Consider the following 22797-nt stretch of genomic DNA (forward strand, 5'->3'; position numbering starts at 1 on the left):
CGTTGCGGGCCTAACGCGAGCCGAATGTCATGCGCAGGTCTTCCATGAACGCTTGCTGCGCCTCACCGGGTGTTTGCCCGCGATGCCTGGCCAGGGTGAACGGCACCACGAAATCCAGCGCGGTATCCAGCGCCCGCAACAGGCCCTGGGCTTCCCAGGGCGCGGCGCAGTGACACGGCAGAAAGCCGATGTGTCGTCCTGACAGGATGAATGTCAGCGCGCTGTCGATCTGCTCTGCCACCGCCATGCTGTGGCGGCTCTGGAACGGCTCGCTCTGTTTGAGAAAACGATAGGGGTGGCTTACCTGATCGGACTCGAGCAACTGCTCGCGGGTTACCTGGGCCTGGCTGAACAACACGTGTCCCTTGCCGCAGTAAAGCCTCTGGCGCTCCTCGAACAGCGGCAGGTAGTCGAACGCCGCCTGGTTGCCGGAGAAGTAGCTGATGGCGCAGTCCAGGCGCTGCTCCAGCAGCAAGCGTTCGAGTTCGGCCGGTGGCGCGCTGGTCAGTTCCAGGCGCACGCTCTCGTCACGCTGGCGAAACCGCGCGATGGCTTGGGCCAGGCGTAGGCTGACGTCACGGTCCTGGTTCTCGGCCAGGCCTATGCGCACGCTGCCCAGCAAGCGCCCGGCAACACCGTTGGCCTGTTGGCGGAACTGCTCGATCTGCAGCAGCAGGCCGCGGGTCGCCTGCAACAGCAACTCGCCTTTCTCGGTCAGCCGGAAGCCGCCCTTGCCCCGGCTGCACAGGCGATAACCCAGGCGGGTCTCCAGTTTCGCCATCTGTTGGCTGATGCTGGGCTGGCTGAGCCCGAGCACACCCTGGGCGGCGCTGAAGCCGCCGGCCTCGACTACAGTGACGAACAGCCGCAGCAGGTGCAGGTCCGGGTCGTGCAATTGTCCGAGCATCACATTGCTCCTGGTGAATGTCAGCTTCGCAAAGTTGCCATTTTTGCAATGTAACCCGGCAGGCATGCTGGCGGCATCCACCCTTATGCCGAGGTGTCCGCCATGCGTTCGACGTTGTGCCTGCTTTCATTGCTGATCGCCCTGCCGCTGCAGGCCGAAGAGAAGGTCGTCAACCTGTACAGCTGGGCCGACTATGTCGCCCCGCAGACCCTGGAACGTTTCGAAAAGGAGACCGGCTACAAGGTCCGCTACGACACCTTCGATACCACCGAGGTGCTGGAGACCAAGCTGCTCACCGGTGGCAGCGGCTACGACGTGGTGGTGCCGTCGGCCACGGTGCTGGCCCGGGCCCTCAAGGCCGGCGCCCTGCAGCCGCTCGAGGCGCAGGCGATGCCCGGTTATGCCAACCTCGACCCGGACCTGCTGGCCAAGCTGGCCGAGGCCGACCCCGGCAATCGCCATGCCGTGCCTTACACCTGGGGCACCCTGGGGCTGGGGGTGAACGTCGAGGCCGTACGCCAGCGCCTGGGCGATGTGCCCCTGGACAGCCTCGACCTGCTGTTCAAGCCTGAGTACGCCAGCCGCCTGAAGGACTGCGGCATCGCCATGCCCGACTCACCGCAGGAAGTGATCGGCGTGACCCTCAACTACCTGGGCAAGGACCCGTACAGCCAGGACAAGGCTGACCTGGACGCGGCGCAGGCGCTGTTGCAGCAACTGCAACCGTCGATCAGCTACGTGGCCAATGGCCGCCAGATCAACGACCTGGCCAACGGCAGCGTGTGCCTGGCGCTCACCTACAACGGCGATGCCGCCATGGCCGCCGACCAGGCGCGCCGCGCTGGCAAGCCCTTCGAGCTGATCTACCGCATCCCCCGCGAGGGCACGCTGGTGTGGCAGGACAACCTGGTGATCCCCAAGGACGCACCGCATCCCGAGGCGGCCCGCGCTTTCATCGCTTTCATGCTGCGCCCCGACTCGGTGGCGGCACTGACCAACACGCTGTTCTTCGCCAACGCCAACCAGGCCGCCACCCCGCTGGTGGACGCGGCGATTCGCAACGATCCGGACATCTATCCGTCGGCCGAGGTGCGCCAGCGCCTGTTCGCCGACCGCAGCATGGCGCTGGCCGACCTGCGCCAGCGCAACCGCCTGTGGACCGCCTTCCGCAGCCGCCAGTGAACGACAACGACAGGAGACACACCGTGGACCTCGCCCAGAACAACGACCAGGCCATCACCCGTGACAGCCTCTATGGCACCGCTGCCGAAAGTACCTATGCCGGCATCACCAGCTTTTCACGGCGCCGCTACAGCCGCGACCTGCGGGGTGTCGACGTGGTGGTAAGCGGCGTGCCGTTCGACACCGCCACCAGCAATCGTCCCGGCGCGCGCTTCGGTCCGCGGGCGATCCGTGCCGCCTCGGTGCAACAGGCCTGGGCCCGGCACTGGCCCTGGGCGTTCGATCCGTTCGACCACCTGGCGGTGATCGACTACGGCGATTGTGCCTTCGATAGCGGTACGCCGCAGTCGGTGCCGCAGAGCATCGAGGCGCATGCCGAGCACATTCTCGAGGCCGGCTGCGCCATGCTCACCTTGGGCGGAGACCATTTCATCAGCTATCCGCTGCTCAAGGCCCATGCCCGTCGGCATGGCCCGCTGGCGCTGGTGCACTTCGATGCGCACAGCGACACCTGGCCGGACGAGGAGGGCCAGCGCATCGACCATGGCACGATGTTCTGGCACGCGGCGCGGGAAGGGCTGGTGGACCCGGCGCGCTCGGTGCAGATCGGCCTGCGCACCACCAACGACGACAGCCAGGGCTTCGCCATTCTCGACGCCCGCCAGGTGCATCGCCAGGGCACCGAGGCGATCGTCACTGCCATCCGCCAGCGGGTGGGCGACCGGCCGGTGTACCTGACCTTCGATATCGACTGCCTGGACCCAGCCTTCGCCCCCGGCACCGGCACGCCGGTATGCGGCGGCCTGAGCACGGTGCAGGCGCTGGAGATCCTCGGCGGGTTGCGCGGGATCAACCTGGTGGGGATGGACCTGGTGGAAGTGGCGCCGGCCTATGACCATGCCGATATCACCGCGCTGGCCGGCGCGACCCTGGCGATGGAGATGCTGTGCCTGTATGCCGCGCGGCACAAGGTAGATACAGTCGGTTGACACCAGGGCTGAAGGTAGCCCAAGGGGCACATACTGAAACATCAGGACCCAAATTCATTCTTTTGCGTCGAACCCTGCGCGCCTTAGGCTATCCAACCTTCGAGCGCGCCTTTTCGTAGCGGAGGTGAAGCATGAATCCCACACTGCCAATCCTGGGCCTCGGCCTGGTGCTGGCGTTGCCACTGCAGGCTGCGTCCTTGGCGCCGCCACTGCTTGCCGCCAACGACAGCAACAATCCCTACAACAGCCCGATCATGCGCGCCAACCCCAACAGCCGGCAGGGCAGCGTGCCGGCAATGCCGCCCGTGCGCGGCCCGTCCACGCAACCCAATCCGCGCCCCCCCACCCTCGACAACCGCGGTATCGGCAACGGTGAAAACCTGCGCCGCGAGCAGCAGACCCCGAACCTGGAACCCACCCGGCCACCACGCGATTCACCACGCGCGCCGTGAGCCCTTGCGAAGGAAGCGAGCATGACGCCACGCATCTGGTTGACCACCCTGGCAGCAGCCAGCCTGTTCCCCTTGTTGGCGCAGGCCGCCGCTGAGCAGCAGTACTCCAGCGAGGCGGGCCCGCTGACCGTCAGCACTGTCGCCGATGGTCTGCGCAATCCCTGGGCGCTGGCCTTCCTGCCCGGCGGAAAGGACATGTTGGTCACCGAACGTCCAGGCAATCTGCGTATAGTCAATGCTGAGGGCAAGGTAGGGCCGCCGCTGTCCGGCGTGCCCAAGGTGTGGGCCGAAGGGCAGGGTGGGCTGCTTGACGTGGTGCTCTCGCCTGAGTTTGCCAAGGACCGAACCGTTTATCTGTCCTATGCCGAAGAGGGCAGCGATGGCAAGGCGGGTACCGCCGTCGGTCGTGGCCAGCTGACCCAGGACCAGTCGCGCCTGGAGAACTTCACGGTGATCTTCCGCCAGCAGCCCAAGTTGTCCGAAGGCAATCACTTCGGCTCGCGGCTGGTGTTCGACCGTGACGGCTACCTGTTCATCGCCTTGGGCGAGAACAACCAGCGTGCCACGTCGCAGGACCTGGACAAGCTGCAGGGCAAGATCGTGCGCATCCTGCCCGACGGCGAGGTACCCAAGGACAACCCCTTCGTCGGCCGCGACAACGTACGCCCGGAGATCTGGTCGTTCGGCCACCGCAACCAGCAGGGCGCGGCGCTCAACCCCTGGACCGGCATGCTCTGGACCCACGAGCACGGCCCGCGTGGCGGCGACGAGATCAACATCCCCAAGGCGGGCAAGAACTATGGCTGGCCGATCGCCACCCACGGCATCAACTACTCGTTGCTGCCGATCCCCGAGGCCAAGGGCAAGCACGTCGACGGCATGGTCGACCCCCATCATGTATGGGAAAAGTCGCCGGGCATCAGCGGCATGGCGTTCTACGACAGCCCCACGTTCAAGGCCTGGGACCACAACCTGTTCATCGGCGCGCTGGCGACACAGGAGTTGATCCGGCTGAAACTCGATGGCGACAAGGTCGTGCATGAAGAGCGGCTGTTGGCTGACCTGAAAGCCAGGATTCGTGACGTGCGGGTAGGGCCGGATGGCTATCTGTACGTGCTGACCGATGCCAAGGATGGCGCCTTGTTGAAGGTGGGGCTGACAGAGGGCTGATCGTCCCGGCGTAAGCCCTGGTGCAAGCTATTGCAGTTGCCCTGGGGCAATGTTGTGGGAGCGGGCTTGCCCCGCGATGGCGTACCATGCGCGGCATGACTCCCGAATCCCTTTATCACAAGGCGCTGGCCGAGCGCGGTTACGTTCCCGATGCCGCCCAGGCAGCCGCTGTGGCGGCCTTGCAGGCCTGCTTCGACTCCCTGCTTCAGGGCCAGCCGACGCAAGGCCTGTATCTCTGGGGCCCGGTCGGCCGGGGCAAGACCTGGTTGATGGACCTGTTCCATCGCAGCTTGGAACTTCCGGCACGGCGCCAGCATTTCCACCACTTCATGGCCTGGGTCCACCAGCGCCTGTTCCAGCTCAATGGTACCGCCGACCCGCTCGCGGCCCTGGCCCGGGCGCTGGCCGAAGAGATACGGGTGTTGTGTTTCGACGAGCTGTTCGTCAGCGATATCGGCGATGCGATCATCCTTGGCCGTCTGTTCCAGGTGTTGTTCGATCACGGTGTGGTGATCGTCGCCACCTCCAACCAGCCGCCTGACCAGCTGTACCGCGATGGCTTCAACCGCGAGCGGTTCCTGCCGGCCATCGCCGCCATCGAGCAGCACATGCGCGTGCTGGCGGTGGCGGGGGAGCAGGACCACCGACTGCGTCCCGGCGTGCAACAGCAACGCTATTGGGTCGACAAGCCAGGGTGGCCGAGCGCGCTCGAGGCGGTGTTCCAGCAGCTGAGCCCGAACGATCCAGGCAGTGATCAGCCGTTGCAGCTCGGCTCCCGGCGTATCGGCGTGCTGCGCCGCAGCACGCACGCCATCTGGTGCCGCTTCGCCGACTTGTGCGAGCAGCCCCTGGCCGCCATGGACTTCATGGCATTGTGCGACCGCTTTCCGGCGATCCTGATCAGCGCTATTCCGGCCCTGGGTGGCGTCCAGCAGGCCGGGCGCATTGCCCGCGGCACCGAGGACGGGGCCGCCCGCGTCGAGGCCGGGGATCGCCAGTTGCCGACGCTGGCGCCGAAGGATGATAGCGTGCGGCGCTTCATCGCCCTGGTGGACGAATGCTACGACCGTCGGGTGTTGTTGTACCTGGAGGCCGAGGTGCCGCTGGAAGCGCTCTACACTCAAGGGTATCTGGCGTTCCCGTACCAACGGACCCTGAGCCGGCTACGGGAGATGCAACTGCAACGCTTCGCCTGAAGGAGCCGACCATGGAGCCGCTGTCGCATCATCTGCTGACCCAGGCCTACAACAATGGCTGGGCCAACCACCGCCTGTACAAGGCTTGTCTGCAACTGACCCAGGACGAGTTCGTCGCCCCCCGCTGCAGTTTCTTCCCGTCGATCAAGGCCACCCTCAACCACCTGTTGACGGTCGACTGGTTCTACCTGGATGCGCTGGAGTGCGAGCAGCGCGGCCAAACGCCGGACCCGGATGGCGAGCGCTTCTTCCAGCCCGAGCAGCCCTTCGCCACCTGCACCGACCTGCAGGCCCAGCAGGCCCAGGCCGACCAGCGGCTGATCGCCTATTGCCGGCAATTGCGCGACGACCAGTTGCGGCGCTACGTGAGCATCGTGCGACCGGACCGGGTGCAACTGGAGCAACGTTTGCGCCTGCTGTCGCACCTGTTCGAGCATCAGATCCATCATCGTGGCCAGGTACACGCGATGCTCAGCGACACGGCGATCAGGCCACCGCAGTTGGACGAATTCTTCTGCGAAGAAGAGGCCTCACTGCGCTCCGGGGATTTTGCCGCGCTGGGTTGGAGCGAGGCGCAGGTCTGGGAGCAACCCTAAGGGACGCTCAGGCTGTTTCGGCACCTGTCAGATCGTGGGCGGCCTGCACCAGCTGCTCCAGCTGGTGATGCACCATGGCACGGTCCAATTGCGCCAGGGCCTGGCGATTCCACAGTATTTGCATGCCGGTGAGTGGGTCGACACCGATCACAGGCTTGCAGGTGTCCTGACAGAACAGGTTCTGCTCGCCCCAGCGTACGTCGTCGATTGCGGGCAGTTCGATGAACATCAGCAAGTGATCCGCCGGGTGCTCGCTGACGTTGCACACAAAAGAACCCACCTGCAGGCTGATCACCGGGTCGAAGGTCAAGGGTGGATCCAGCTTCAGGGCAGCATACAGCTGGGTCAATGCATAATCGTAGTTCGTGCCTGACATGGCGAGTTCTCGATAATGAAGGGGGCCGTCACGGTAGTGTGGGCACGCCCTGGTGGATACCGGTCGCTGTCGCCAATTTTTAGTTGTTGGCTGTCAGCAGAGGCGTTGTGGGGACTGCCACATTCATTCTTCGCCAGACCATCTATTTCCTACAGAAAGTGGCGAAATGCCACTTGCTCCTGCGAACTATCCCTGCATTCATTTCAGCGGGCACGCCTTAGTCTACCGCCTCGTCTTCATCGATACGGTCAAGTCCACAGAGGCTGCTCCAGTTCTGTAGGCGTTGCGATTCGTTCGGTGTTCAAAAGGTCTACGGGAAGCAAGGCCTGGTGTGAGAGGGATTTCTCCAGTTGAGGGCTGGTGTGTGCAGGGGCGGCAGTTGGATGTTGTCGGGGCGGGGTTCACGTCCTTGGGGCAGGAAGGTTTTTACGCCATCCTGGCGGGTGAGTTGGCCCTGCGCGAAAAGGACGACATCATTCATCTACGGGCTGGTGAGCTGCTGTTCGTCAAACGCGGCACTTATCTGGTTGCGACCCAGGCGCAGGGCTGTCAGGTGCTTTGGCTGCCGCTGGACGTGAACTTCGTGCAAGCCTTTGTGCAAAGGCATGGCACTGACCTCGCCCGGCTTGAACGTCACGAGGAGGCGTGCGTGAACACCCTCCGGCTCCAGCCTTGCGCAATGGCGCAGGAATGCGTGGCCAGACTGGCGGCACTTGGTGGCGAAGGGGCAGCTTCAATGCTGGCGATGCTGCGCCTGGAGGAGTTGCTGTTGCTGTTGGTCTTCGGTCCGCAGGGGCGGACGTTGCTGGCGGCTTTGCGGCAACAGGGCAATCGCCATGTCGATCGCCTGCATGCCTTCATGGAGCAACACTACCTGCGCGAGTGGCGACTGGACCAGTATGCCGAGGCTTTCGGCCTGGGCCTGACGGCCTTCAAGTGTTTGTTCGCCAGCTTCTACAAATGCCCGCCCCGAGCCTGGATCACCGAGCGCAGGATCGTCCATGCGCACCATTTGCTGCTTAACACGCGCATGAGCATTGTCGACATCGCCATGGAAAGCGGCTTTTCCAGCCAGTCGTATTTCAGCCAGAGCTACCGCCGGCGGTTCGGCCGCACCCCCAGCGATGCTCGCCGTGGCTGACAACTCTTCTGTTCCCTCCGTTGCCCGGATGATGCGTGTATGAACACACTTTTGCAGCAAATGGCCCGACGCTTGGGCATGGCGCCCTGGTTGGCCAGTGAGCGCGGTGACTACCAACTGTGCATCGAGGGGCATCCCCTGTCGCTCGAGCCGCAAGGCACGCGACTGCTGATTCGCAGTTCACTGTCCTCGCTGGCCGGCCAAGGCGCCAGCCTCGACCCGCAAGCCTTGCGCCGCATGATGGGCATGCTGACGGTGTGGGCTCAGCATTGTCCGCAGCGACTGGCGCTGACACCTGCGGGAGAGCCGCTGCTTGAAGCGCAGGTAGACCTGGCGCAGGGCGATCTCGACATCGTCGATCATGTGCTGGGTGCTCAGGTCGACCTTATCGATCTTCTGTGCGGGCAACCTGCGGATCAAGCACCTGTGACCCACGGAGGAGCTCGGATATGGCTGCCTTGAAATCGCTCGCCGCCGGTTTGACTGCGTTGCTGGCCAGCGTTGCGGTCCAGGCTGAGCCACTGGATTGGCCCCAGGAGCCGTTCCACTACGTTGCCCAGGGCGAGAGCCTGCGTGACCTGCTGGGCAATTTCGCCGCCAACTACCAGGGGGCGGTCGTGGTCAGCGACAAGGTCAGGGACCAGGTCAGCGCCACGTTCGAGCAGCCGGACCCGGAGGCGTTTCTCGAACAGGTCGCCGTGCTGTTCAACCTGGTCTGGTACTACGACGGCGCAGTGCTCCATGTCGACAAGTCCAGCGAAATGCAGACACGCCTTGTCCACCTGGAAAACGTGCGCGAGCCACAAGTTCGCACTGCCCTGCAGGAGGGTGGCGGCTGGACGTCGCGCTTCGCCTGGCGCGCTGCGGCGGATGGGCGGTTGGTGTATGCCTCGGGCCCACCGCGTTACCTCGACCGTGTCGAGCAGACCGTGAAGGCGCTGGAGCAACAGGCGGTATTGCAGGACGCACTCGGTGGCAGCCTGAGTGTCGAGGTGATCGCGCTCAGGCACGCGGTAGCTGAAGACCGTGAAATTGATTACCGCGACCAGAAGATTGCGGTACCCGGTGTGGCCACGCTCCTCTCTCGAGTGTTGACGAACGCCGATGTGCGGGTGGTCGAAGGTCAGGCGGTGGCGAAGGGGGCGCCTGTACGCAGCGGTCAAGCCGTTGTCCAGGCCGAAGCGTCGCTCAATGCCATCATCGTGCGTGACCATCCAGAGCGCATGCCCATGTACCGGCGCCTGGTAGCGGCGCTGGACCGGCCGGCGGCACGCATCGAGGTTGGGCTGACGATCCTGGACATCAACGCCGAGCATCTGGCTGAGCTCGGGGTGGAGTGGCAGGTCGGCATTGGCACTGGCAAACACCAGCTGATCGACATCCGCACCAGCGCAGGCCAGGCGCAGGGAACGCTGGCCGGCAGCCTGGTCGACGGCCGGGGGGTGAACCGGCTGCTGGCCAAGGTGATGCTCATGCAGGGAGAAGGCCGCGCCCAGGTTGTGTCACGGCCGACCTTGCTGACCCAGGAAAACACCCTGGCGGTGCTGGACCACAGCGAAACCTATTATGTCCGGGTGCTGGGCGAACGCGTCGCCGAGCTCAAGGCGATCACCTACGGCACCCTGTTGAAAATGACTCCACGCCTGATCCGCAGTGCGGACCGGCCGGAAATCAGCCTGAGCCTGCATATCGAGGACGGTAGCCAGAAGTCCAACAGCACGGGCCCCGATGGCATACCCACGATCAGTCGCACGGTCATCGACACGCTGGCCCGGGTCGACCTGGGGCAGAGCCTGATGATCGGTGGTATCCACCGCGACGAGACGAGTGTAAGCCTGCGCAAGGTCCCGCTATTGGGAGACATTCCGTTCCTGGGGGCGTTGTTTCGCTATCAGTCCAGCAGCACGCGCCGATCGGTTCGACTGTTCCTGATCGAGCCGAAGCTGATCGATTCCGGGCTTGCAAGTGTCGGTAATGGTTCGGACGCAGTCCCTGCCGGTGATGAGCGCTCTTGAAATGAGTTACCAGCTGCGGGTCTACAGTGGCCTGAATGCGGGGGCCGAAGTGTCCCTGGCGCCCGGCCGGGTAGTCATCGGCGCCGATCCGGCGCAAGCCGATCTGGTGCTGGTGGACGCGGGAATCGCCGCCGTTCACCTGGTGCTCATGGTAGAGCCTGGCGGAGTACGCCTGTTGGAGTGGGGAACCATCGAGCCGCCTACACAGGACGGGGCGACGGTGGTGGCAGGTGTCGAGTTGCAGGCACTGGCCATTCAGCGTTGTGGCCCGTTGTGCTGGGCATTCTGTATAGAGGGCGAGGTTTTTGCCGAGCGGCTTCCCGAAACGCTCTCTCGACCCCGACCCCGACCCCGATTGCGGGCTGGCTGGTTCATGGTACCGGGGGGCGGTTTGCTGCTGTTGCTGGCGCTGCTCTCGCGACTGCTGATTCCAGAGGCTGAAGCCCAGCGCAAAGGGGACACAGGCGATCCCGGCGTCGTCTCACACAGCCTGCCCGTTCCACAGGCCCGGACGCGCCTGGCGCAACTCCTGCGCGAATGGCGCCTGGAAGATGCCCTGAGCCTGGAGGACCGCGGTGACACCTTGGTGCTGCGTGGGACTCTGCAGGGCGGCCAGCAGCAGGACTTCCTGAAGTTGCAGCACCAGTTCCGCGAGGCATTCGGCGAGCATCCGCTGTTGAAGCTGGTCGCTGAGGGCAGGGCACCTGTGCCCGGGAAACTCGATTTCCCGCTGCGCGCGGTGTCACTGGGGCGCGTGCCCTACGTGACGCTGAATGACAACCGTCGTTATCCGGTAGGCGCGCTGCTGCCTTCTGGTATCCGCATCCTGGCGATCGATGGCCAGGCGATCACATTGCGCAAGGGCGGGCAGGATTACTCGATCAATCTCAAGGAGCGCCCTATCGATGATGGATGAGCTATTGCAGGAAGCACGCGACCCACACATGCGCGCCCGGATGTACGGTGCGCTGGAGCATGCGCGGCAGGCCCGCGCCGAGCAAATGTCACGCCCCTTGCCGCCCACGGCATTCCAGGCGTTGCGCGATGAGCGAACGGCCCTTGAAGCGGCCTTGTATATCCTGGAAAAACTGAAGGAACATTGAAATGACAGGCATCAGCAGCGGATTCCACGACGGCACCAGCAACACAATGGACATGGTCCACGAGGGCATGGTCAGGCAGGCGCGAGAGGCCAACAAGGCTGTCCTCGAATCGCTCAGCAAGCTCAACGAGAAAAGCGACGACCCCGCGTTGTTGGCCGACATGCGCCACCGCTCGAACATCTGGTCCAACGTGTTCCAGGTCGATGCGACCTTGGGCCAGACCTTCAAGAACACCATCAGTAGCATCCTGCAGAAGTTCTGAGCATGGAGTACTCGGTGAATAATTTGATGGCGCGCCTGGGCTTGCTGGGTGTCGAACACCGTCACCATGACGAAGCGATGGCGATTGCGCGTTGGCTTGCCCGGCAGCCGCAAACCATGGAAGCCGCCTGTGCGATACGCATCGCCGCCCTGATGGGGGCGGGACGCTGCGAGGAGGCCCTTGCAGAAGGCGACCAGGCGCCCTGGCCATCCCTTGGCCCGTGGCTGGCACTGTGCGAGCGCCAGCTTGGCTACATGGCGGCGCTGGAACGGCGGCTCGAGCGCATGGCGCAAAGCGAGGATTGCGATCTGATCCGGTTTGCCGAGGGGATGCGTGCGCAGGTGGTGGCATGAACGGGTTGACCATGTCGCTGTTGACGAGTGCGCAAACAGCTTCGATTCCGCGGCTCGCTCCTGCGGATCGGGACGCTGCTGCATTTCAGGCATGCCTGATCGAGCAGGCCCCAGGCGCCCCCGAGCAGTGGCGGAGGCCGGCAGTGGCAGAGCAACAGCGTCTGCAAGTGCTCGCCATGGCGATGGACTTGCTCAACGACTCCTTCACAGTGGAGAGCGACACATGAGTGGCATTGCCGAGGTGGCACGTGTGGTCACAGACCTGCAGTCCCTGGCGGCACCGGACGTCGACTTGCGCCAGGTGGCCGAGTTCGAGCAGGCGCTATCCAATAGTGCCGGCAGTCTTGAAGAGGGAGTGCTGCACAAAATCGCACAGCTCGGCCAGCAACATGCCGAAGCCAGGAAGGGCGCGCATGCCAGCCTGGTTTCAGGCGTGGGCGATCCGGTGGCATTGATGGATGCCCACTGGGCCCTGATGCGCACCAACCTGCAGGTCGAGCTGATTGCCAAGGGTGTGGGACGTACCACGCAGAATATCGAAACCCTCATGAAAGCCCAGTAGGTGCCCTGTGAAGAGACCATGGCAGTGCTTGCTGCTTTTGACGGTAATGGTAATGGGCGGTTGCAAGGTCGAGTTGTACCTGGGTCTCGGCCAGCGCGAAGCCAACGAAATGCTCGCGGTGCTGGATGCCGAGGGCATCGAGGCGGTGAAGGCGCAAGACAAGGACGGCAAGGTGAAGATCCTGATCGGCGAGGCCGACATCGGCCATGCGGTAGCCGCGCTCAAGCGCCAGGGCTATCCACGGGAGATGTTCTCCACGGTGAGTGATGTATTCCCCCGGGACAGCCTGATCTCGTCGCCACTGGAGGAGCACGCGCGGCTGACCTATGTGAAGTCCCAGGAACTGTCGCGCACCCTGTCGGAAATCGATGGCGTGCTGGTGGCGCGGGTGCATGTGGTCTTGCCTGAGCCGCGTGACGCCCTGCGCGCGCCGGCCCGTGCGGCTTCGGCGTCGATCTTCATCAAGCATGCGGCGGACGCGCCGCTGGACCTGTACATCGGGCAGATGAAACAGCTGTTGAGCAACAGCATCGAAGGCCTGGACTACGAACGCATCAGTGTGGTGCTGGTGCCTTCCACCCAGGCTCGTCAGCTGCGACCAGGGGCGCGGCATGCGACGCTGCTGTCGATTCAGGTGATGGAGGGTTCGCGCCTGCGTCTGCTTGCGCTGGTCGGGGCATTGTTGGGGATGCTGTTACTAAGCAATCTTGCACAGTACCTGTGGTGGCGCCAGCGAGCATGACCCCGTTTCAGCTTCGCTACTGCCCTGCGAGTTACTTGCACCAGGCTCAATGTCCTGAGCCGTTGCTGCAGGTAGTTCAGGCCTTGCCGCATTGGCGTCGGGACAGCGCGATCAATGGTTGGTTGCTGTCGGCGCTGGACCTGGCCGAACCCTTTGAAATACCAGAACGGCTGGGTGGGCTGGCCCTCTATCCGCAGCCAGCATTCGAACGTGTTCTGGCCACTGTGGGCGGCTTGTTGCATGGCCAGGCCATCATGCGACTGCTCGCCCGAGCCGACCAGACGCGCTTGCGCCACGCCCTTGGCGATCAGGGCCTGCGCTATTGCCTGGAGAAATGGCGGCTGATCATCGGTCCATGGCCACCAGGCTGGCAGCGGGCGCTGCCAAGCGGCGCGCTGGAGGTGGACCTGCCCTTGCAGGGGCTGTCGTTCTGGCTGCAGGCCTGTGGTTGTACCGATCCCGGTTTTGCCCGGCGCCTGGCCCTGCGCCTGCCTGGCGCCGGTGCGTTGCCGACCTGGCCGTTGAGCGACGATCAGCGCGCCCTGGCGCGTATCCTTTGCCTGAAAGTGGCCCGAGACAGGAGCCTGGAATGTTGCCATTTATTGAACTGAATGATTGCCGGCCGATGGTCGAACCAGGTTGTACCGTGTTGCGCAGCGCCGACTACCAGCGCTTTCTCGAGGCCGGTGCCTTGATCGAAAGCGCTCGTCAGCGTGCAAGCGAACTCGATGCCCAGGCCGATGCGGTACTTGAGGCGCAGCATCGGCTTGGGCACGAGGTCGGGCTGGAAATGGCCGCGATCGAGCAAGCGGTGATGCTGCACAGCGTGCGTTTGCGCTGTGCAGAGCTCTATCGCCAGGCAGACCGGCAACTGAGTGAGGTGGTGTACCAGGCGGTGGGCAAGGTGCTGGGGGCCTACCCGGACATCGAGCTGACGCTGGCCGCCACGCGCCAAGCGTTGGCGCAGGTTCAGCCATGCGAGGCGTTGGTTCTGCACGTGTGCCCCGAACAGGTGCGCGAGGTCCGCCTGCGTATCGATGCAATTCTCGAGCAGTTTCCCGACACGGGCCCCCTGGAAATCTGTGGTGATGCTAGGCTCGCACGAGGCGGTTGTCGACTGGAAACCGCGGGCTGCGTCATCGACGCCAGTATCGAAGGGCAGTTGAGCGCCTTGCAGCGAGTGTTGGTGCAAGGGGTTGCTGATAACGAGGCTGGATCGCCATGAGCCCGCTCGAACATGGCCATGAGGCGGTGCTGGCCGCCGCGGCGCGAGCCATCCGCGATGACCAGGAGCGCGATGGGTTGCTCCAGGTATTTTGGGCGCAGCTTCGTCAGCCTGTTCGACCGCCTGTGCGGCAGGATATCTTGCCCGTGCGCCGGCCATTGCCGCAGCGCGGTATCGTGGTATAGCAACTGGCCGCTCAGCCATTGAGGAACGGGCGCAGCCTGCTCAGACCGGCGGCGTCTTCTCTTGCGCCTGCAACCAGCGAATCACCTCGGCCACCGGCTGGATCAACTCGCCGGGGATGTATTGTTCCTCCAGACTGTCCGCGAACAGCGCCCGTGCCAGGGGTATGCGCTCCAGCACCGGCACGCCTTCTTCCTCGGCGATTCGGCGTACCCGCAGGGCCTGCTCGTCGGTGTACTTCAGGGTGACCAGCGGCAACGGGGTTTCCCCGGCCTCGTAGCGCAGGCCGACTGCGATGTGGGTCGGGTTGGTGACGATGACCGACGAACGCCTGACGTCTGCACGCAACGTCCCGTGCTGCAGTTCACGGTGGCGTTTGCGGCGCTCGCGCTTGAGCTCCGGCGCGCCTTCCTGCTCCTTGCGCTCACGCTTGACCTCATCTTTGCTCATGCGCAACTGCTGGTGATGCTGCCTGCGCTCCAGGCCGTAGTCGGCCGCTGAAATCGCCATGAAACCAACGGCGCAGACGCCGATCAGCTGGCCCAGCAGGTTGCCCAGAACAGGCAGGATGCAGCCGATGCCGCACAGTGGAACCCGCAGCAACGCGGGCAGGTTATCGCTGAGCAGACCGAGCACCAATGCGCCGAGCAGCAGCACCTTGAGCAAGGATTTGAGAAAGTCGAGCAGGTTCCTGAGCGAGAAGATTCGTTTCATCCCCTCCACGGGACTGACCTTCTTGAGGTCGGGTGAGAGCGACTGCGTGTTGAATAGCAAGCCGGTTTGCAGCAGGTTGCCCGCGCTGGCGGCAATCAACGTGGTCAGCAGGAACGGCAGGGTGAGCCACAGCAGTTCGTGCAGCAACTGTTGCAGCATCAGCTCCAATGCCTGGCGAAAAGGCAGGTGGAGCAGGGGCTCGGGAAGCAGCATCAGCGCTCGCAGGTGTCCGAGGAAGTAGTCGGGAAAGCCCAGGGGCAACGTGGCGAGGCTCAGGATCAGCACGCTGGATACCAGTTCCTTGCTCTTGACCACCTGGCCGTTACGTCGTGCATCGCGCAATTTGGCCCGAGTAGGATACTCGGTCTTTTCCGTGCTCATGGCTGCTCCAGCAAGGGGCCGAGCAGGCGCACCGCGTGCAGCGCGCTGAACACCTGATCCTGGGCCTGCGCCATCAACAGGTACAGATAGGGCACCAGCAACGCGCTGCAGACCAGGCTCTTGATCGGCATGGACAGGATGAATACGTTCAGCGTCGGGGCGAAACGGCTGATGAGTGCCAGGCCGAACTCGGCGAGGAACATGGCGATCAGCAGGGGCGCGGCGAACAGTAGGCACAGGGTCATCAGGTAGTCGAACTGGGCCAGGAAGAACACGCTCCACTGGTCGCTGATCTGTGGGTAATAGCTGGCCACGGGCCAGCTGGCGTAGCTGCCCAGCAAGGCGCCAAGCAGTCCCAGGAAGGCGCCACCGGTGAAGAACAGGGTGACCAGGGTCTGCAGCAGCAGCGCTCCGGTGGGGCTGGCCTGGCTGCCCAGCAACGGGTTGAGGGTGGACGCCAGGGTCGCTCCGCGCTGGTTGTCGATGAGAAAGCCGCAGGCCTCCAGCGCCCAGAACGGGATGCACGCGATGGACCCGAGCAGCAAGCCGAGCAGCACTTCCTTGCCGATCAGCAGCCCCAGTTGCAGCCCATCCAGGCCTGGCGGCACGGTGCCCGCCACGCTGGGGTAGATGAACAGCGCCACCGAGCACGCCACGCCATTGCGTACCAGCGCGCCGCCCAGTACCTGCTTGCCGAGGATCGGCAGCACGATGAAGCAACTGAACAGCCTGGGCAGGATCAGGCTGAAGTTCAGCAGGGCCTGTTCAAGCGCATGGACAGTCATCGCACCCACAGGACACGCTCGAGCACCAGATCGGTGTAGCGGTAGAGCTCGCTGCCCATCCAGTCGGCCGTGACGAACAGGGTAACGACCACCGCGACCAGCTTGGCGACGAAGCCCAGGGTCTGTTCCTGCACCTGGGTCAGCGCCTGGACCAGCGACACCAGCGTACCCACCAGCGCGGCCATCAGCACCGTCGGCAGTGACAGGATCAGTATCAACCACAGCGCCTGGCTGGCGAAGTGCAGGACTTCGGTACTGCTCATCTCAGCCCCCGTAGCTCAGCACCAGGCCATGGGAGAGGCGCCCCCAGCCATCGAGCAGGACGAACAGCAACAGCTTGAAGGGTAGCGAGATGGTCACTGGCGACACCATCATCATCCCCATGGCCAGCAGGATGTTGGAGATGATCAGGTCGATGGCGATGAATGGCAGGTAGATCAGGAAGCCGATCTCGAAGGCCCGGGTCAGTTCGCTGATGGTGAACGCGGGCAGCAGGACGAGCAGGCTGTTACCGTCGACCTGTTCGGCATAGTGGCTGGGCCACAACTGGCGCGTGCTGTCGAGGAAGAAGGCGCGCTCGCGTTCGTTGACCTGTTTGTCGAGGAACGTGCGAAACGGTTCCAGGCCTTCGTCGAGAAAATGTTCGATCGAGTGAGCATCACCGAGGACTGTCTCATGGGTATTCAGGTAGTCGTAGGTGGCCATGCCCACCGGCGCCATGACGTAGATGCTGAGGATGATCGCCAGGCCATACAGGGCCATGTTGGGTGGGATCTGCTGTACTCCCAGGGCGTTGCGCAGCAGCGAGAAGACCACGGTCATCTTCAGGAACGAGGTGGCCATGACCGCAATGAAAGGGGCCATCGACAGCAGCGCCAGGCCAAGGATCAGGCTCAGTTCGTCAGGCAACTGGATCATGTCGGGTCGTTTTCCAGCAGCCGCGTCACCCGCACCCCGAGGCGACCGTCGATGCGCACCAGCAAGCCGCTGCCGATATAGCGCTGATTGGCAAGAATGCGCACCTCGGCCGCCAGCGGGCTGTGCAGCTCTATCAGGGCGCCTGGCCCCAGGGTCGACAGCGTGTGCAGGTCAAGGGTCTGGCGACCGACCTCGAAACTGACCGCGATCGGCAATTGCTCCAGTTCCCCCAGCGCGGTATCGGGCGGCGGTAATGATTCGTGCATGCGGACTAGCTCCAGGTCTGTGTCGTTGAGCAGCAGTTCTGCCCAGGGATGGCCGTCGAGCACACCGAGTAACCGGGGTGGCATTGGCGTGGCGGCGGGCAGCAGCAGGATGTCGCCCATGCCGAGTTCACGCAGCTCGTGCAGCGACAGGTCGTGGGGGGGCCATTGCAGTGAGAGGTTCAGCGCGATGTTCAGGCGTTCACGCAGCGGGCGTCGCGGCAAGCTGGCGAGCAGGCGCTCGCAATCGCCTTGCACCCAGCAGGTCAGCGCGCGTGTGGCGTGCTTCAGCGATACTTGCAGGCACGCCGTGCGCTGGCAGACACCTGCCGGTTCGATACCCAGGCATTGCAGGCCAGGAAGCCAAGGGCTGTCCCGTTGCAGCAACGCCATTTGCAACGGTGCCGGCAGGCTGGCGAAGTCGGCTTCCTGCAAATGTGGCGCCAACCATTGCGCCAGATGCTGCCGACGGCACAGCAGGCGCGCCGGCACGCCTTGCCAATCGACCAGCACGACCAGGTCGGTGTCCCCCTCGCAAGCGACGATGTCCAGCAAGGCCTGGCGCTCGGCATCGACATAGCTACGTTGGCGATGGCTCAGCAGTCGCTGCAGGCGCAGCTCCTGTTCGTTAGCGGATGGGAAGCTCGCTGGGCTCATGGTTCGGGCCACCACTCGTCGAGCACGTGGCGCCGGTTGCGTGAACCTTGCTCGCCGTCGCCGTTTGCGGAAAAGCCGAGGCTGACCGGCTGCGCTGGATCAAGCCGTTGCAGGCGTTCGAGCAGGTCTGCGCAAGCCACCTGCAATTGCCGCAGACTCGCTGGCGCGGCCTGGATCTCCACCTGCAAACCTGCGCCTCCATGGCGCATGTGCACCTCGACAGCTCCCAACTGCGGCAACCGAGCACGCAGCAGGGTCAGTTCGCGCTTGTCGGCCTTGCAACCGAGCACTTGCAGGTGCAGGCGATCCACCAGTATCTGCAGGTCTTCATTGAAGGTGACGCCCGGGCAGGGCAGTACCCTGTCGACCACTGCACGTTCACAGGTCAGGGCATGAACCGGGGCCGGTATGGCGCTTTCCTGGGGTAGCAGGCGACTGGGCAGGGTGTCGGCGTGATCGCGAATGTCTCGCTGCACGGTCTCGGGTACGCTCTGGACCGTCGACCCGGGCGCCTCGAGTTCTTCGGGCGCCGTCGCGGTGAAGGGATGCATGACAACATCCTCGGTTAGCGTCGGTGGGGCCGGCACAGGTGGATAGTGCTCCGTCCTGCGCATGGCGGGCGCCAAAGGGTAGCCGAGGCGCAGATGGCCAGCCTCTCGAGGCATGCCCTGCCTTTCCGGTGGTGCTAGCAGCTGTTCGAACAACAGCCGCTGGCTGTTCAGGGGAGGCAAGCGAGGCGTGTCATTCGGCGGGATTGGTAAGGCAGGCACGGGCAGGGTCTTCATGGTTGCAAGCCACCGTGTAAGCGATGCTCCTCCAGCTCGAGCTCCTGCCTGCATTCCGCCAGCCGAGCGGCGCGTTGGTGAGCCTCATCTCGTAGTTGGACGAAGCTGTCCCTTTTTTGTCGAGTCTGGGCGAGCTGCGCTTGGGCCTGCTGGTGTGCCGTGTGCTGGCGCGCCAGTGCCTCCTCGCAGGCAACGACTTGCCCGTGCAGGCTCGCTTCGCGCTCACCGAGCAGGCTGACCTGTCGACGCCAGTGCTCCAAGGCACGACAGTCGATCAACTGGCCGACATGCGCGGCGAACAGGCGCTGTTGTTCTTCGCGGGACCCGCGTTGAAAGGCCAGGTACGACTCGACAGATTGTGCCTTGGCTTTTTCTGCCTTCTGTAGAAAGGCCAGTTGGCTTCGCGCTTCACGCTCGGCCCGCTGAAGCCTGCGTTGCTTGATGTGCGCAAGGGCAGTCAGGGGCATCGGGTGATCTCGAGTAGTTGGTCGAGGCTCTGTCGCAGCGAGACGTTCTCGTCGCAAGGCTGGCAGAGCCAGGCGCGGATGGCTTCGCGTTTGCCGATGGCCTGGTCCGCGAGCAGATCCTGGCCGTGCGTGTATTCACCGATCCTGAGCAGCAGTTCGACTTCCTCATACCGGGCCATCCATTCGCGCAGTCGGCCGGCGGCGGTCCGGTGTTCCGGGCTGACCACCTGGTTCATGACCCGGCTGACCGAGCGCAGCACGTCGATGGCCGGGTAGTGGTTGGCGGCTGCCAGGGCCTGGGACAGGACAATATGGCCATCGAGGAGCGAGCGGGTTTCCTCGGCGATCGGCTCGTTCAGGTCGTCGCCTTCCACCAGCACTGTGTAAAGCGCGGTGATCGAACCCTTGGCCGATTGCCCTGCGCGTTCCAGCAGGCGCGGCAACTGGGCGAACACGGAAGGCGGGAAGCCGCGTCGAGTAGGCGGTTCGCCCGCGGCCAGGCCGATCTCCCGCTGGGCCCGGGCGAAGCGGGTCAGGGAGTCCATCAGCAGCAGTACCTTGTTGCCCTGGTCGCGGAAATATTCGGCGACGCTGGTGGCGACGAAGGCCGCCCGGGCGCGTTCCATGGCCGGGCGATCAGAGGTCGCGACCACCAGCACCGCACGGCGCAGGCCGTGCTCGCCGAGTTCTTGGTGAATGAATTCGCGCACCTCGCGGCCGCGCTCGCCGATCAGGGCGAGCACGATCACGTCGGCCTCTGCGTTGCGCAGTAGCGTGGCCAGCAGAGTGCTCTTGCCGCCACCGGCGGGGGCGAAGATGCCTGTGCGCTGCCCTTCGGCGCAGGTGAGCAGGCCATCGATACAACGCACGCCCAGGCTCAAGGGGGTATCGACCAGCTTGCGGCTCAGTGGCGATGGCGCGTCCCGATGCACGGGGTACCAGGCTTGTGGTGTCGCCGACGTGCTGCCGTCGAGCGGATTGCCCAGGCCGTCCAGCACCGTCCCCAGCAAGTGCTCGCCTACCCCCACGCGGTGCATGCCGCCGGTGGGGCAGACTTCGGTGCGCGTGCACAGCCCCTGCATGTCGCCCAGCGGGGCGAGCAACGCCTGCTCCTGCTGCAGGCCGATGACTTCGGCCAGCAGTTCAGGCTGGCCGCCCGGCTTGCGCAGCCGGCACAGCTCGCCGACCTGCACGCCCGGCGCCAGCGCGCGTATCAGGGTGCCGGTGACCTGGGTGACCTTGCCGTTGACTTGCACCAAGGTGGCGTTGTTCACGGCGCCCAGCAGGGTCTGGGGAATCTGGAGCAGCGATGGCGGCATGGGAAAGGTTACGGCACGAAGATGCGCGCCATTCTAGGTGGCCTGCTGCGCAGCGGATTTCACTGTGAGGCGCATGTTTTTAGTTTTCGGTCGGCTACTGTCGCACCTGGCCACAGGCTAAAAAGAAGCGGCCAGTGGCAACAGTGGGGCGCAGGGCTTGCCTCTAGCATGGTGCTCATTCTTTGACGTGGCGACGAGGTGGGGATGAGCGAAGGCGTCGGCTTTATACGGAGTGAACCGGTGCTGGCGATGGTGCCCGGTTGGGAGGCGCTAGGGGCGCCGGTTTCGCAAGGGCAGCAGGTGATACCGATGGCGCAACAGGCCAGCATGGCGGAAGAGGTGTCCATGGCGTTCTCGTCATTGGCCAACGCGCGGCTCAGTAGCCGCAGTCGCGTTACCGATGCGCGTCAGCTGGGATCGCGCGCCGGCCAGGAGGCCGAGGCCATGTTGGCCAAGGTACCGGATGTGCAGCGTCGGTCACTGGATGAACTGGTGGCCTGGTTGCGCCAGCATCCCCAGCTGACCCCGGGTGAGCTGGACGCCCGCCTGGATGGATTTTCCGCTGAGGCCTGTCATCGCTACCTGGCGCTGGCGTATGCGCGTGACGCGCTGGGCGCGTCGGGCGACGCGCATGGTTTGGCCGGCAAGCTGGACCAGGCCTTGGCAACCCTGATGCAGCGCCACGGCCAGGCGATCGAACTGGGCATCGAGATCGGTCCGCTGGCCCAGGCGACGCAGGCCCAGGGGGTGGCCGACGTGGGGGCGCTGCGCGGCGTGTACTGCGACTTCCTGTGCGACTATCGCGGGCTCAGGCATGCCTGGGATGAGCTGCGTGCACGCTTTGGCGATGCCGCCATCGCCGATATTGCGCAGTTCATGCTCAATGGTCTGGCCAGCCATATCAATGGTCCGTCCTCGAGCCTGGACAGCAACCGGTTGCAACAGGTGGTCAGCGACATGAAGCTGGTGCAGGCGCTCAAGAAACTGGAAGGCGACACTGTCGCGCTGTTCCGCCAGCTCGCCGGAGAGCCCAGTGGCGTACGGACCTTCTGACTTGGTCGGCGACCTCCTGGCGCTGATCGATAAACGCTGGACGACAGTGCAGGACATCCAGCGCCTGCTCGTGGCGATGCCGCTGGGCCCGCAGGCGCAACGCATCCAGTGTCTGCGTGAGTTGCAGCGGATCTTCCGTCTGCTGCCCGTGCAAGTATTCACTGACGAGGCGCATCGCGAGCATCTGCTGACGATCTGGCAGTTGGCCATGGACCAGGCCATCGACGACGAGGAGGCGCTGCTGTGCGGCGCGCGGGAGGCATGAGCATGGATCCGTGCACGGCAGCCGTTGCCCAGTTCTGTCGCCATTTGGGTGTGGCGCCAGCGCATCGGCAGGAGCCGTTGCTGCGCCTGGAGCTGCCAGGGGCAGGCGTTCTGCAGCTCGAACGGCGAGGGGGGCAGTTGACGCTGTGGCTGGAGTTTCCCGTGCACGGGGCGATGTTCGAGCGCGCCATGCAGTGTGCGCTCAGGCAGGTGTACGAACATCAGGCCCCAGGTTGCCTGCTGCGCTGTGGACTGCTTGCCGACGATCGTCTGGTGCTGCTGGCAGGCCTCGACGAACACGGCTTGACCGAGCAGGCCTTGCATCTGGCCTATCGCTTGCTGACGCGTGTACGCACCGAGGTTTTGGCGACATGAGCTTTATCGAACCGGCCGGGCAGGTCGATCATTCCTGGCTACCGTGGGCGCCAGCCGACGCGGCGCGTGCCTCGCCAGGATGCGAGGCTTTGCCTCGGCCGAGGCACCCGGTGCAGGCGCACTTGCGTGAGCTGTACCCGCAGTATCAAGCGGCACGCCTGCGGCTGGCCTACGCCAGGCCCGAGCATGACCTGCGCAACCTGTACGACCCGCAACGCTTCACCCGTGCGCTGGGCTCATTGATGAAGCAGTTGCTTGCGTCGCAGAGTCCCGGGGACCGAGAGGCGGCGGCGCTTGTGCAAGCGCTGCTGGCCGATCGGCGCACGCTGGGTTACTGCGTTAACTTCTTGCTCAAGGTGTGA

33 protein-coding genes are annotated in these 22797 nt (G+C 64.4%); 23 read left to right on the forward strand and 10 right to left on the reverse strand.

Annotation, left to right across the window (positions count from 1 at the left end; translation table 11 throughout):
• Window positions 1-10: 10 nt before the first annotated feature.
• Window positions 11-907 carry a LysR family transcriptional regulator gene (locus tag BMY03_RS13195; RefSeq protein ID WP_094011310.1) on the reverse strand — a complete coding sequence of 299 codons (897 nt, stop codon included), beginning with the start codon at window positions 905-907 and terminating at the stop codon, window positions 11-13.
• Window positions 908-1009: 102 nt separating this feature from the next.
• Here BMY03_RS13195 and BMY03_RS13200 point away from each other — a divergent pair, with 102 nt between their 5' ends.
• From BMY03_RS13200 to BMY03_RS13225, 6 genes are all read left to right on the forward strand, one after another.
• Window positions 1010-2089: an extracellular solute-binding protein gene (locus tag BMY03_RS13200; RefSeq protein ID WP_094011311.1), complete on the forward strand. Its 1080-nt coding sequence runs from the start codon at window positions 1010-1012 to the stop codon at window positions 2087-2089.
• A 23-nt stretch (window positions 2090-2112) separates the two neighbouring features.
• Window positions 2113-3078: an agmatinase gene (speB, locus tag BMY03_RS13205; RefSeq protein ID WP_094011312.1), complete on the forward strand. Its 966-nt coding sequence runs from the start codon at window positions 2113-2115 to the stop codon at window positions 3076-3078.
• 131 nt (window positions 3079-3209) lie between these two features.
• Window positions 3210-3530, forward strand: a complete 321-nt coding sequence (locus BMY03_RS13210; protein ID WP_094011313.1) for a hypothetical protein — start codon at window positions 3210-3212, stop codon at window positions 3528-3530.
• A gap of 21 nt (window positions 3531-3551) precedes the next feature.
• Window positions 3552-4700: a PQQ-dependent sugar dehydrogenase gene (locus BMY03_RS13215; protein WP_094011314.1), complete on the forward strand. Its 1149-nt coding sequence runs from the start codon at window positions 3552-3554 to the stop codon at window positions 4698-4700.
• A gap of 95 nt (window positions 4701-4795) precedes the next feature.
• Window positions 4796-5896, forward strand: a complete 1101-nt coding sequence (gene zapE / locus BMY03_RS13220) for a cell division protein ZapE (protein WP_094011445.1) — start codon at window positions 4796-4798, stop codon at window positions 5894-5896.
• An 11-nt stretch (window positions 5897-5907) separates the two neighbouring features.
• Window positions 5908-6492: a DinB family protein gene (locus BMY03_RS13225; RefSeq protein WP_094011315.1), complete on the forward strand. Its 585-nt coding sequence runs from the start codon at window positions 5908-5910 to the stop codon at window positions 6490-6492.
• 7 nt (window positions 6493-6499) lie between these two features.
• Here the strand turns inward: BMY03_RS13225 and BMY03_RS13230 are convergent, their stop codons facing one another.
• Complete coding sequence (locus BMY03_RS13230; protein ID WP_023630358.1) at window positions 6500-6868, reverse strand: CesT family type III secretion system chaperone; 369 nt, start codon at window positions 6866-6868, stop codon at window positions 6500-6502.
• Window positions 6869-7232: 364 nt separating this feature from the next.
• Here BMY03_RS13230 and BMY03_RS13235 point away from each other — a divergent pair, with 364 nt between their 5' ends.
• The 13 genes from BMY03_RS13235 to BMY03_RS13290 are packed head-to-tail and all read left to right on the forward strand — an operon-like array spanning window position 7233 to window position 14456.
• On the forward strand, window positions 7233-8009 hold the full coding sequence (locus BMY03_RS13235; RefSeq protein WP_158659598.1) for a helix-turn-helix transcriptional regulator: 777 nt from the start codon (window positions 7233-7235) through the stop codon (window positions 8007-8009).
• 39 nt (window positions 8010-8048) lie between these two features.
• The gene (locus BMY03_RS13240; protein WP_023630360.1) at window positions 8049-8471 is read left to right on the forward strand and encodes a CesT family type III secretion system chaperone; all 423 of its coding nucleotides are present in this window, start codon (window positions 8049-8051) and stop codon (window positions 8469-8471) included.
• Complete coding sequence (gene sctC, locus BMY03_RS13245) at window positions 8459-10024, forward strand: type III secretion system outer membrane ring subunit SctC (RefSeq protein WP_094011317.1); 1566 nt, start codon at window positions 8459-8461, stop codon at window positions 10022-10024. Before BMY03_RS13240 ends, sctC begins: the two co-directional genes overlap by 13 nt.
• A gap of 1 nt (window position 10025) precedes the next feature.
• Window positions 10026-10940: an FHA domain-containing protein gene (locus BMY03_RS13250; RefSeq protein WP_160290572.1), complete on the forward strand. Its 915-nt coding sequence runs from the start codon at window positions 10026-10028 to the stop codon at window positions 10938-10940.
• Complete coding sequence (locus tag BMY03_RS13255) at window positions 10930-11127, forward strand: EscE/YscE/SsaE family type III secretion system needle protein co-chaperone (protein WP_023630363.1); 198 nt, start codon at window positions 10930-10932, stop codon at window positions 11125-11127. Before BMY03_RS13250 ends, BMY03_RS13255 begins: the two co-directional genes overlap by 11 nt.
• 1 nt (window position 11128) lies before the next feature.
• A complete protein-coding gene (locus BMY03_RS13260; RefSeq protein ID WP_023630364.1) occupies window positions 11129-11389 on the forward strand; it encodes an EscF/YscF/HrpA family type III secretion system needle major subunit in 261 nt (86 codons plus the stop codon).
• 2 nt (window positions 11390-11391) lie between these two features.
• Entirely contained in the window at window positions 11392-11742 is a 351-nt protein-coding gene (locus BMY03_RS13265) for a YscG family type III secretion system chaperone (RefSeq protein ID WP_023630365.1), read from the forward strand.
• Window positions 11739-11969, forward strand: coding sequence for a hypothetical protein (locus BMY03_RS26355; RefSeq protein ID WP_023630366.1), 231 nt, complete (start codon window positions 11739-11741; stop codon window positions 11967-11969). Before BMY03_RS13265 ends, BMY03_RS26355 begins: the two co-directional genes overlap by 4 nt.
• A complete protein-coding gene (sctI, locus tag BMY03_RS13270; RefSeq protein ID WP_160290573.1) occupies window positions 11966-12304 on the forward strand; it encodes a type III secretion system inner rod subunit SctI in 339 nt (112 codons plus the stop codon). The genes BMY03_RS26355 and sctI overlap by 4 nt, the downstream gene beginning before the upstream one ends.
• Window positions 12305-12311: 7 nt before the next feature.
• Window positions 12312-13046, forward strand: coding sequence for a type III secretion system inner membrane ring lipoprotein SctJ (sctJ, locus tag BMY03_RS13275; protein ID WP_094011321.1), 735 nt, complete (start codon window positions 12312-12314; stop codon window positions 13044-13046).
• Window positions 13043-13657, forward strand: a complete 615-nt coding sequence (locus tag BMY03_RS13280; protein WP_038706433.1) for a SctK family type III secretion system sorting platform protein — start codon at window positions 13043-13045, stop codon at window positions 13655-13657. Before sctJ ends, BMY03_RS13280 begins: the two co-directional genes overlap by 4 nt.
• Complete coding sequence (locus BMY03_RS13285; protein WP_094011322.1) at window positions 13636-14271, forward strand: HrpE/YscL family type III secretion apparatus protein; 636 nt, start codon at window positions 13636-13638, stop codon at window positions 14269-14271. Before BMY03_RS13280 ends, BMY03_RS13285 begins: the two co-directional genes overlap by 22 nt.
• Window positions 14268-14456: a hypothetical protein gene (locus BMY03_RS13290; RefSeq protein ID WP_023629660.1), complete on the forward strand. Its 189-nt coding sequence runs from the start codon at window positions 14268-14270 to the stop codon at window positions 14454-14456. The genes BMY03_RS13285 and BMY03_RS13290 overlap by 4 nt, the downstream gene beginning before the upstream one ends.
• 40 nt (window positions 14457-14496) lie before the next feature.
• Here the strand turns inward: BMY03_RS13290 and sctU are convergent, their stop codons facing one another.
• The 8 genes from sctU to sctN all read right to left on the reverse strand — a co-directional run bounded on the left by sctU (window position 14497) and on the right by sctN (window position 20743).
• Window positions 14497-15549, reverse strand: a complete 1053-nt coding sequence (sctU, locus tag BMY03_RS13295) for a type III secretion system export apparatus subunit SctU (RefSeq protein ID WP_023629661.1) — start codon at window positions 15547-15549, stop codon at window positions 14497-14499.
• Window positions 15546-16334, reverse strand: a complete 789-nt coding sequence (gene sctT / locus BMY03_RS13300; protein ID WP_094011323.1) for a type III secretion system export apparatus subunit SctT — start codon at window positions 16332-16334, stop codon at window positions 15546-15548. The genes sctU and sctT overlap by 4 nt, the downstream gene beginning before the upstream one ends.
• Window positions 16331-16597, reverse strand: a complete 267-nt coding sequence (gene sctS, locus BMY03_RS13305) for a type III secretion system export apparatus subunit SctS (RefSeq protein WP_023629663.1) — start codon at window positions 16595-16597, stop codon at window positions 16331-16333. The genes sctT and sctS overlap by 4 nt, the downstream gene beginning before the upstream one ends.
• Before the next feature lies 1 nt (window position 16598).
• Window positions 16599-17252, reverse strand: a complete 654-nt coding sequence (gene sctR / locus BMY03_RS13310; RefSeq protein WP_023629664.1) for a type III secretion system export apparatus subunit SctR — start codon at window positions 17250-17252, stop codon at window positions 16599-16601.
• Window positions 17249-18172, reverse strand: a complete 924-nt coding sequence (sctQ, locus tag BMY03_RS13315) for a type III secretion system cytoplasmic ring protein SctQ (RefSeq protein ID WP_094011324.1) — start codon at window positions 18170-18172, stop codon at window positions 17249-17251. The genes sctR and sctQ overlap by 4 nt, the downstream gene beginning before the upstream one ends.
• Entirely contained in the window at window positions 18169-18723 is a 555-nt protein-coding gene (locus BMY03_RS13320; RefSeq protein WP_052062220.1) for a type III secretion system needle length determinant, read from the reverse strand. The genes sctQ and BMY03_RS13320 overlap by 4 nt, the downstream gene beginning before the upstream one ends.
• A 230-nt stretch (window positions 18724-18953) precedes the next feature.
• Complete coding sequence (sctO, locus tag BMY03_RS13325; protein WP_023629667.1) at window positions 18954-19424, reverse strand: type III secretion system stalk subunit SctO; 471 nt, start codon at window positions 19422-19424, stop codon at window positions 18954-18956.
• On the reverse strand, window positions 19415-20743 hold the full coding sequence (sctN, locus tag BMY03_RS13330; protein ID WP_038706432.1) for a type III secretion system ATPase SctN: 1329 nt from the start codon (window positions 20741-20743) through the stop codon (window positions 19415-19417). The genes sctO and sctN overlap by 10 nt, the downstream gene beginning before the upstream one ends.
• Window positions 20744-20947: 204 nt before the next feature.
• On the opposite strand from sctN, the gene sctW reads away from it, so the two are divergent.
• From sctW to sctX, 4 genes are read left to right on the forward strand one after another with little or no spacing between them, the layout of a single operon-like run.
• Window positions 20948-21796 (forward strand): type III secretion system gatekeeper subunit SctW, encoded by an 849-nt coding sequence (gene sctW, locus BMY03_RS13335; protein WP_081941277.1) that lies wholly within the window; start codon window positions 20948-20950, stop codon window positions 21794-21796.
• Window position 21797: 1 nt separating this feature from the next.
• Complete coding sequence (locus BMY03_RS13340) at window positions 21798-22061, forward strand: TyeA family type III secretion system gatekeeper subunit (RefSeq protein WP_052062219.1); 264 nt, start codon at window positions 21798-21800, stop codon at window positions 22059-22061.
• A gap of 2 nt (window positions 22062-22063) precedes the next feature.
• Complete coding sequence (locus BMY03_RS13345) at window positions 22064-22435, forward strand: type III secretion system chaperone family protein (RefSeq protein ID WP_094011325.1); 372 nt, start codon at window positions 22064-22066, stop codon at window positions 22433-22435.
• The gene (gene sctX / locus BMY03_RS13350) at window positions 22432-22797 is read left to right on the forward strand and encodes a type III secretion apparatus assembly protein SctX (RefSeq protein ID WP_094011326.1); all 366 of its coding nucleotides are present in this window, start codon (window positions 22432-22434) and stop codon (window positions 22795-22797) included. The genes BMY03_RS13345 and sctX overlap by 4 nt, the downstream gene beginning before the upstream one ends.

It is taken from the genome of Pseudomonas soli (genome assembly GCF_900110655.1).
Taxonomy (GTDB): domain Bacteria; phylum Pseudomonadota; class Gammaproteobacteria; order Pseudomonadales; family Pseudomonadaceae; genus Aquipseudomonas; species Aquipseudomonas soli.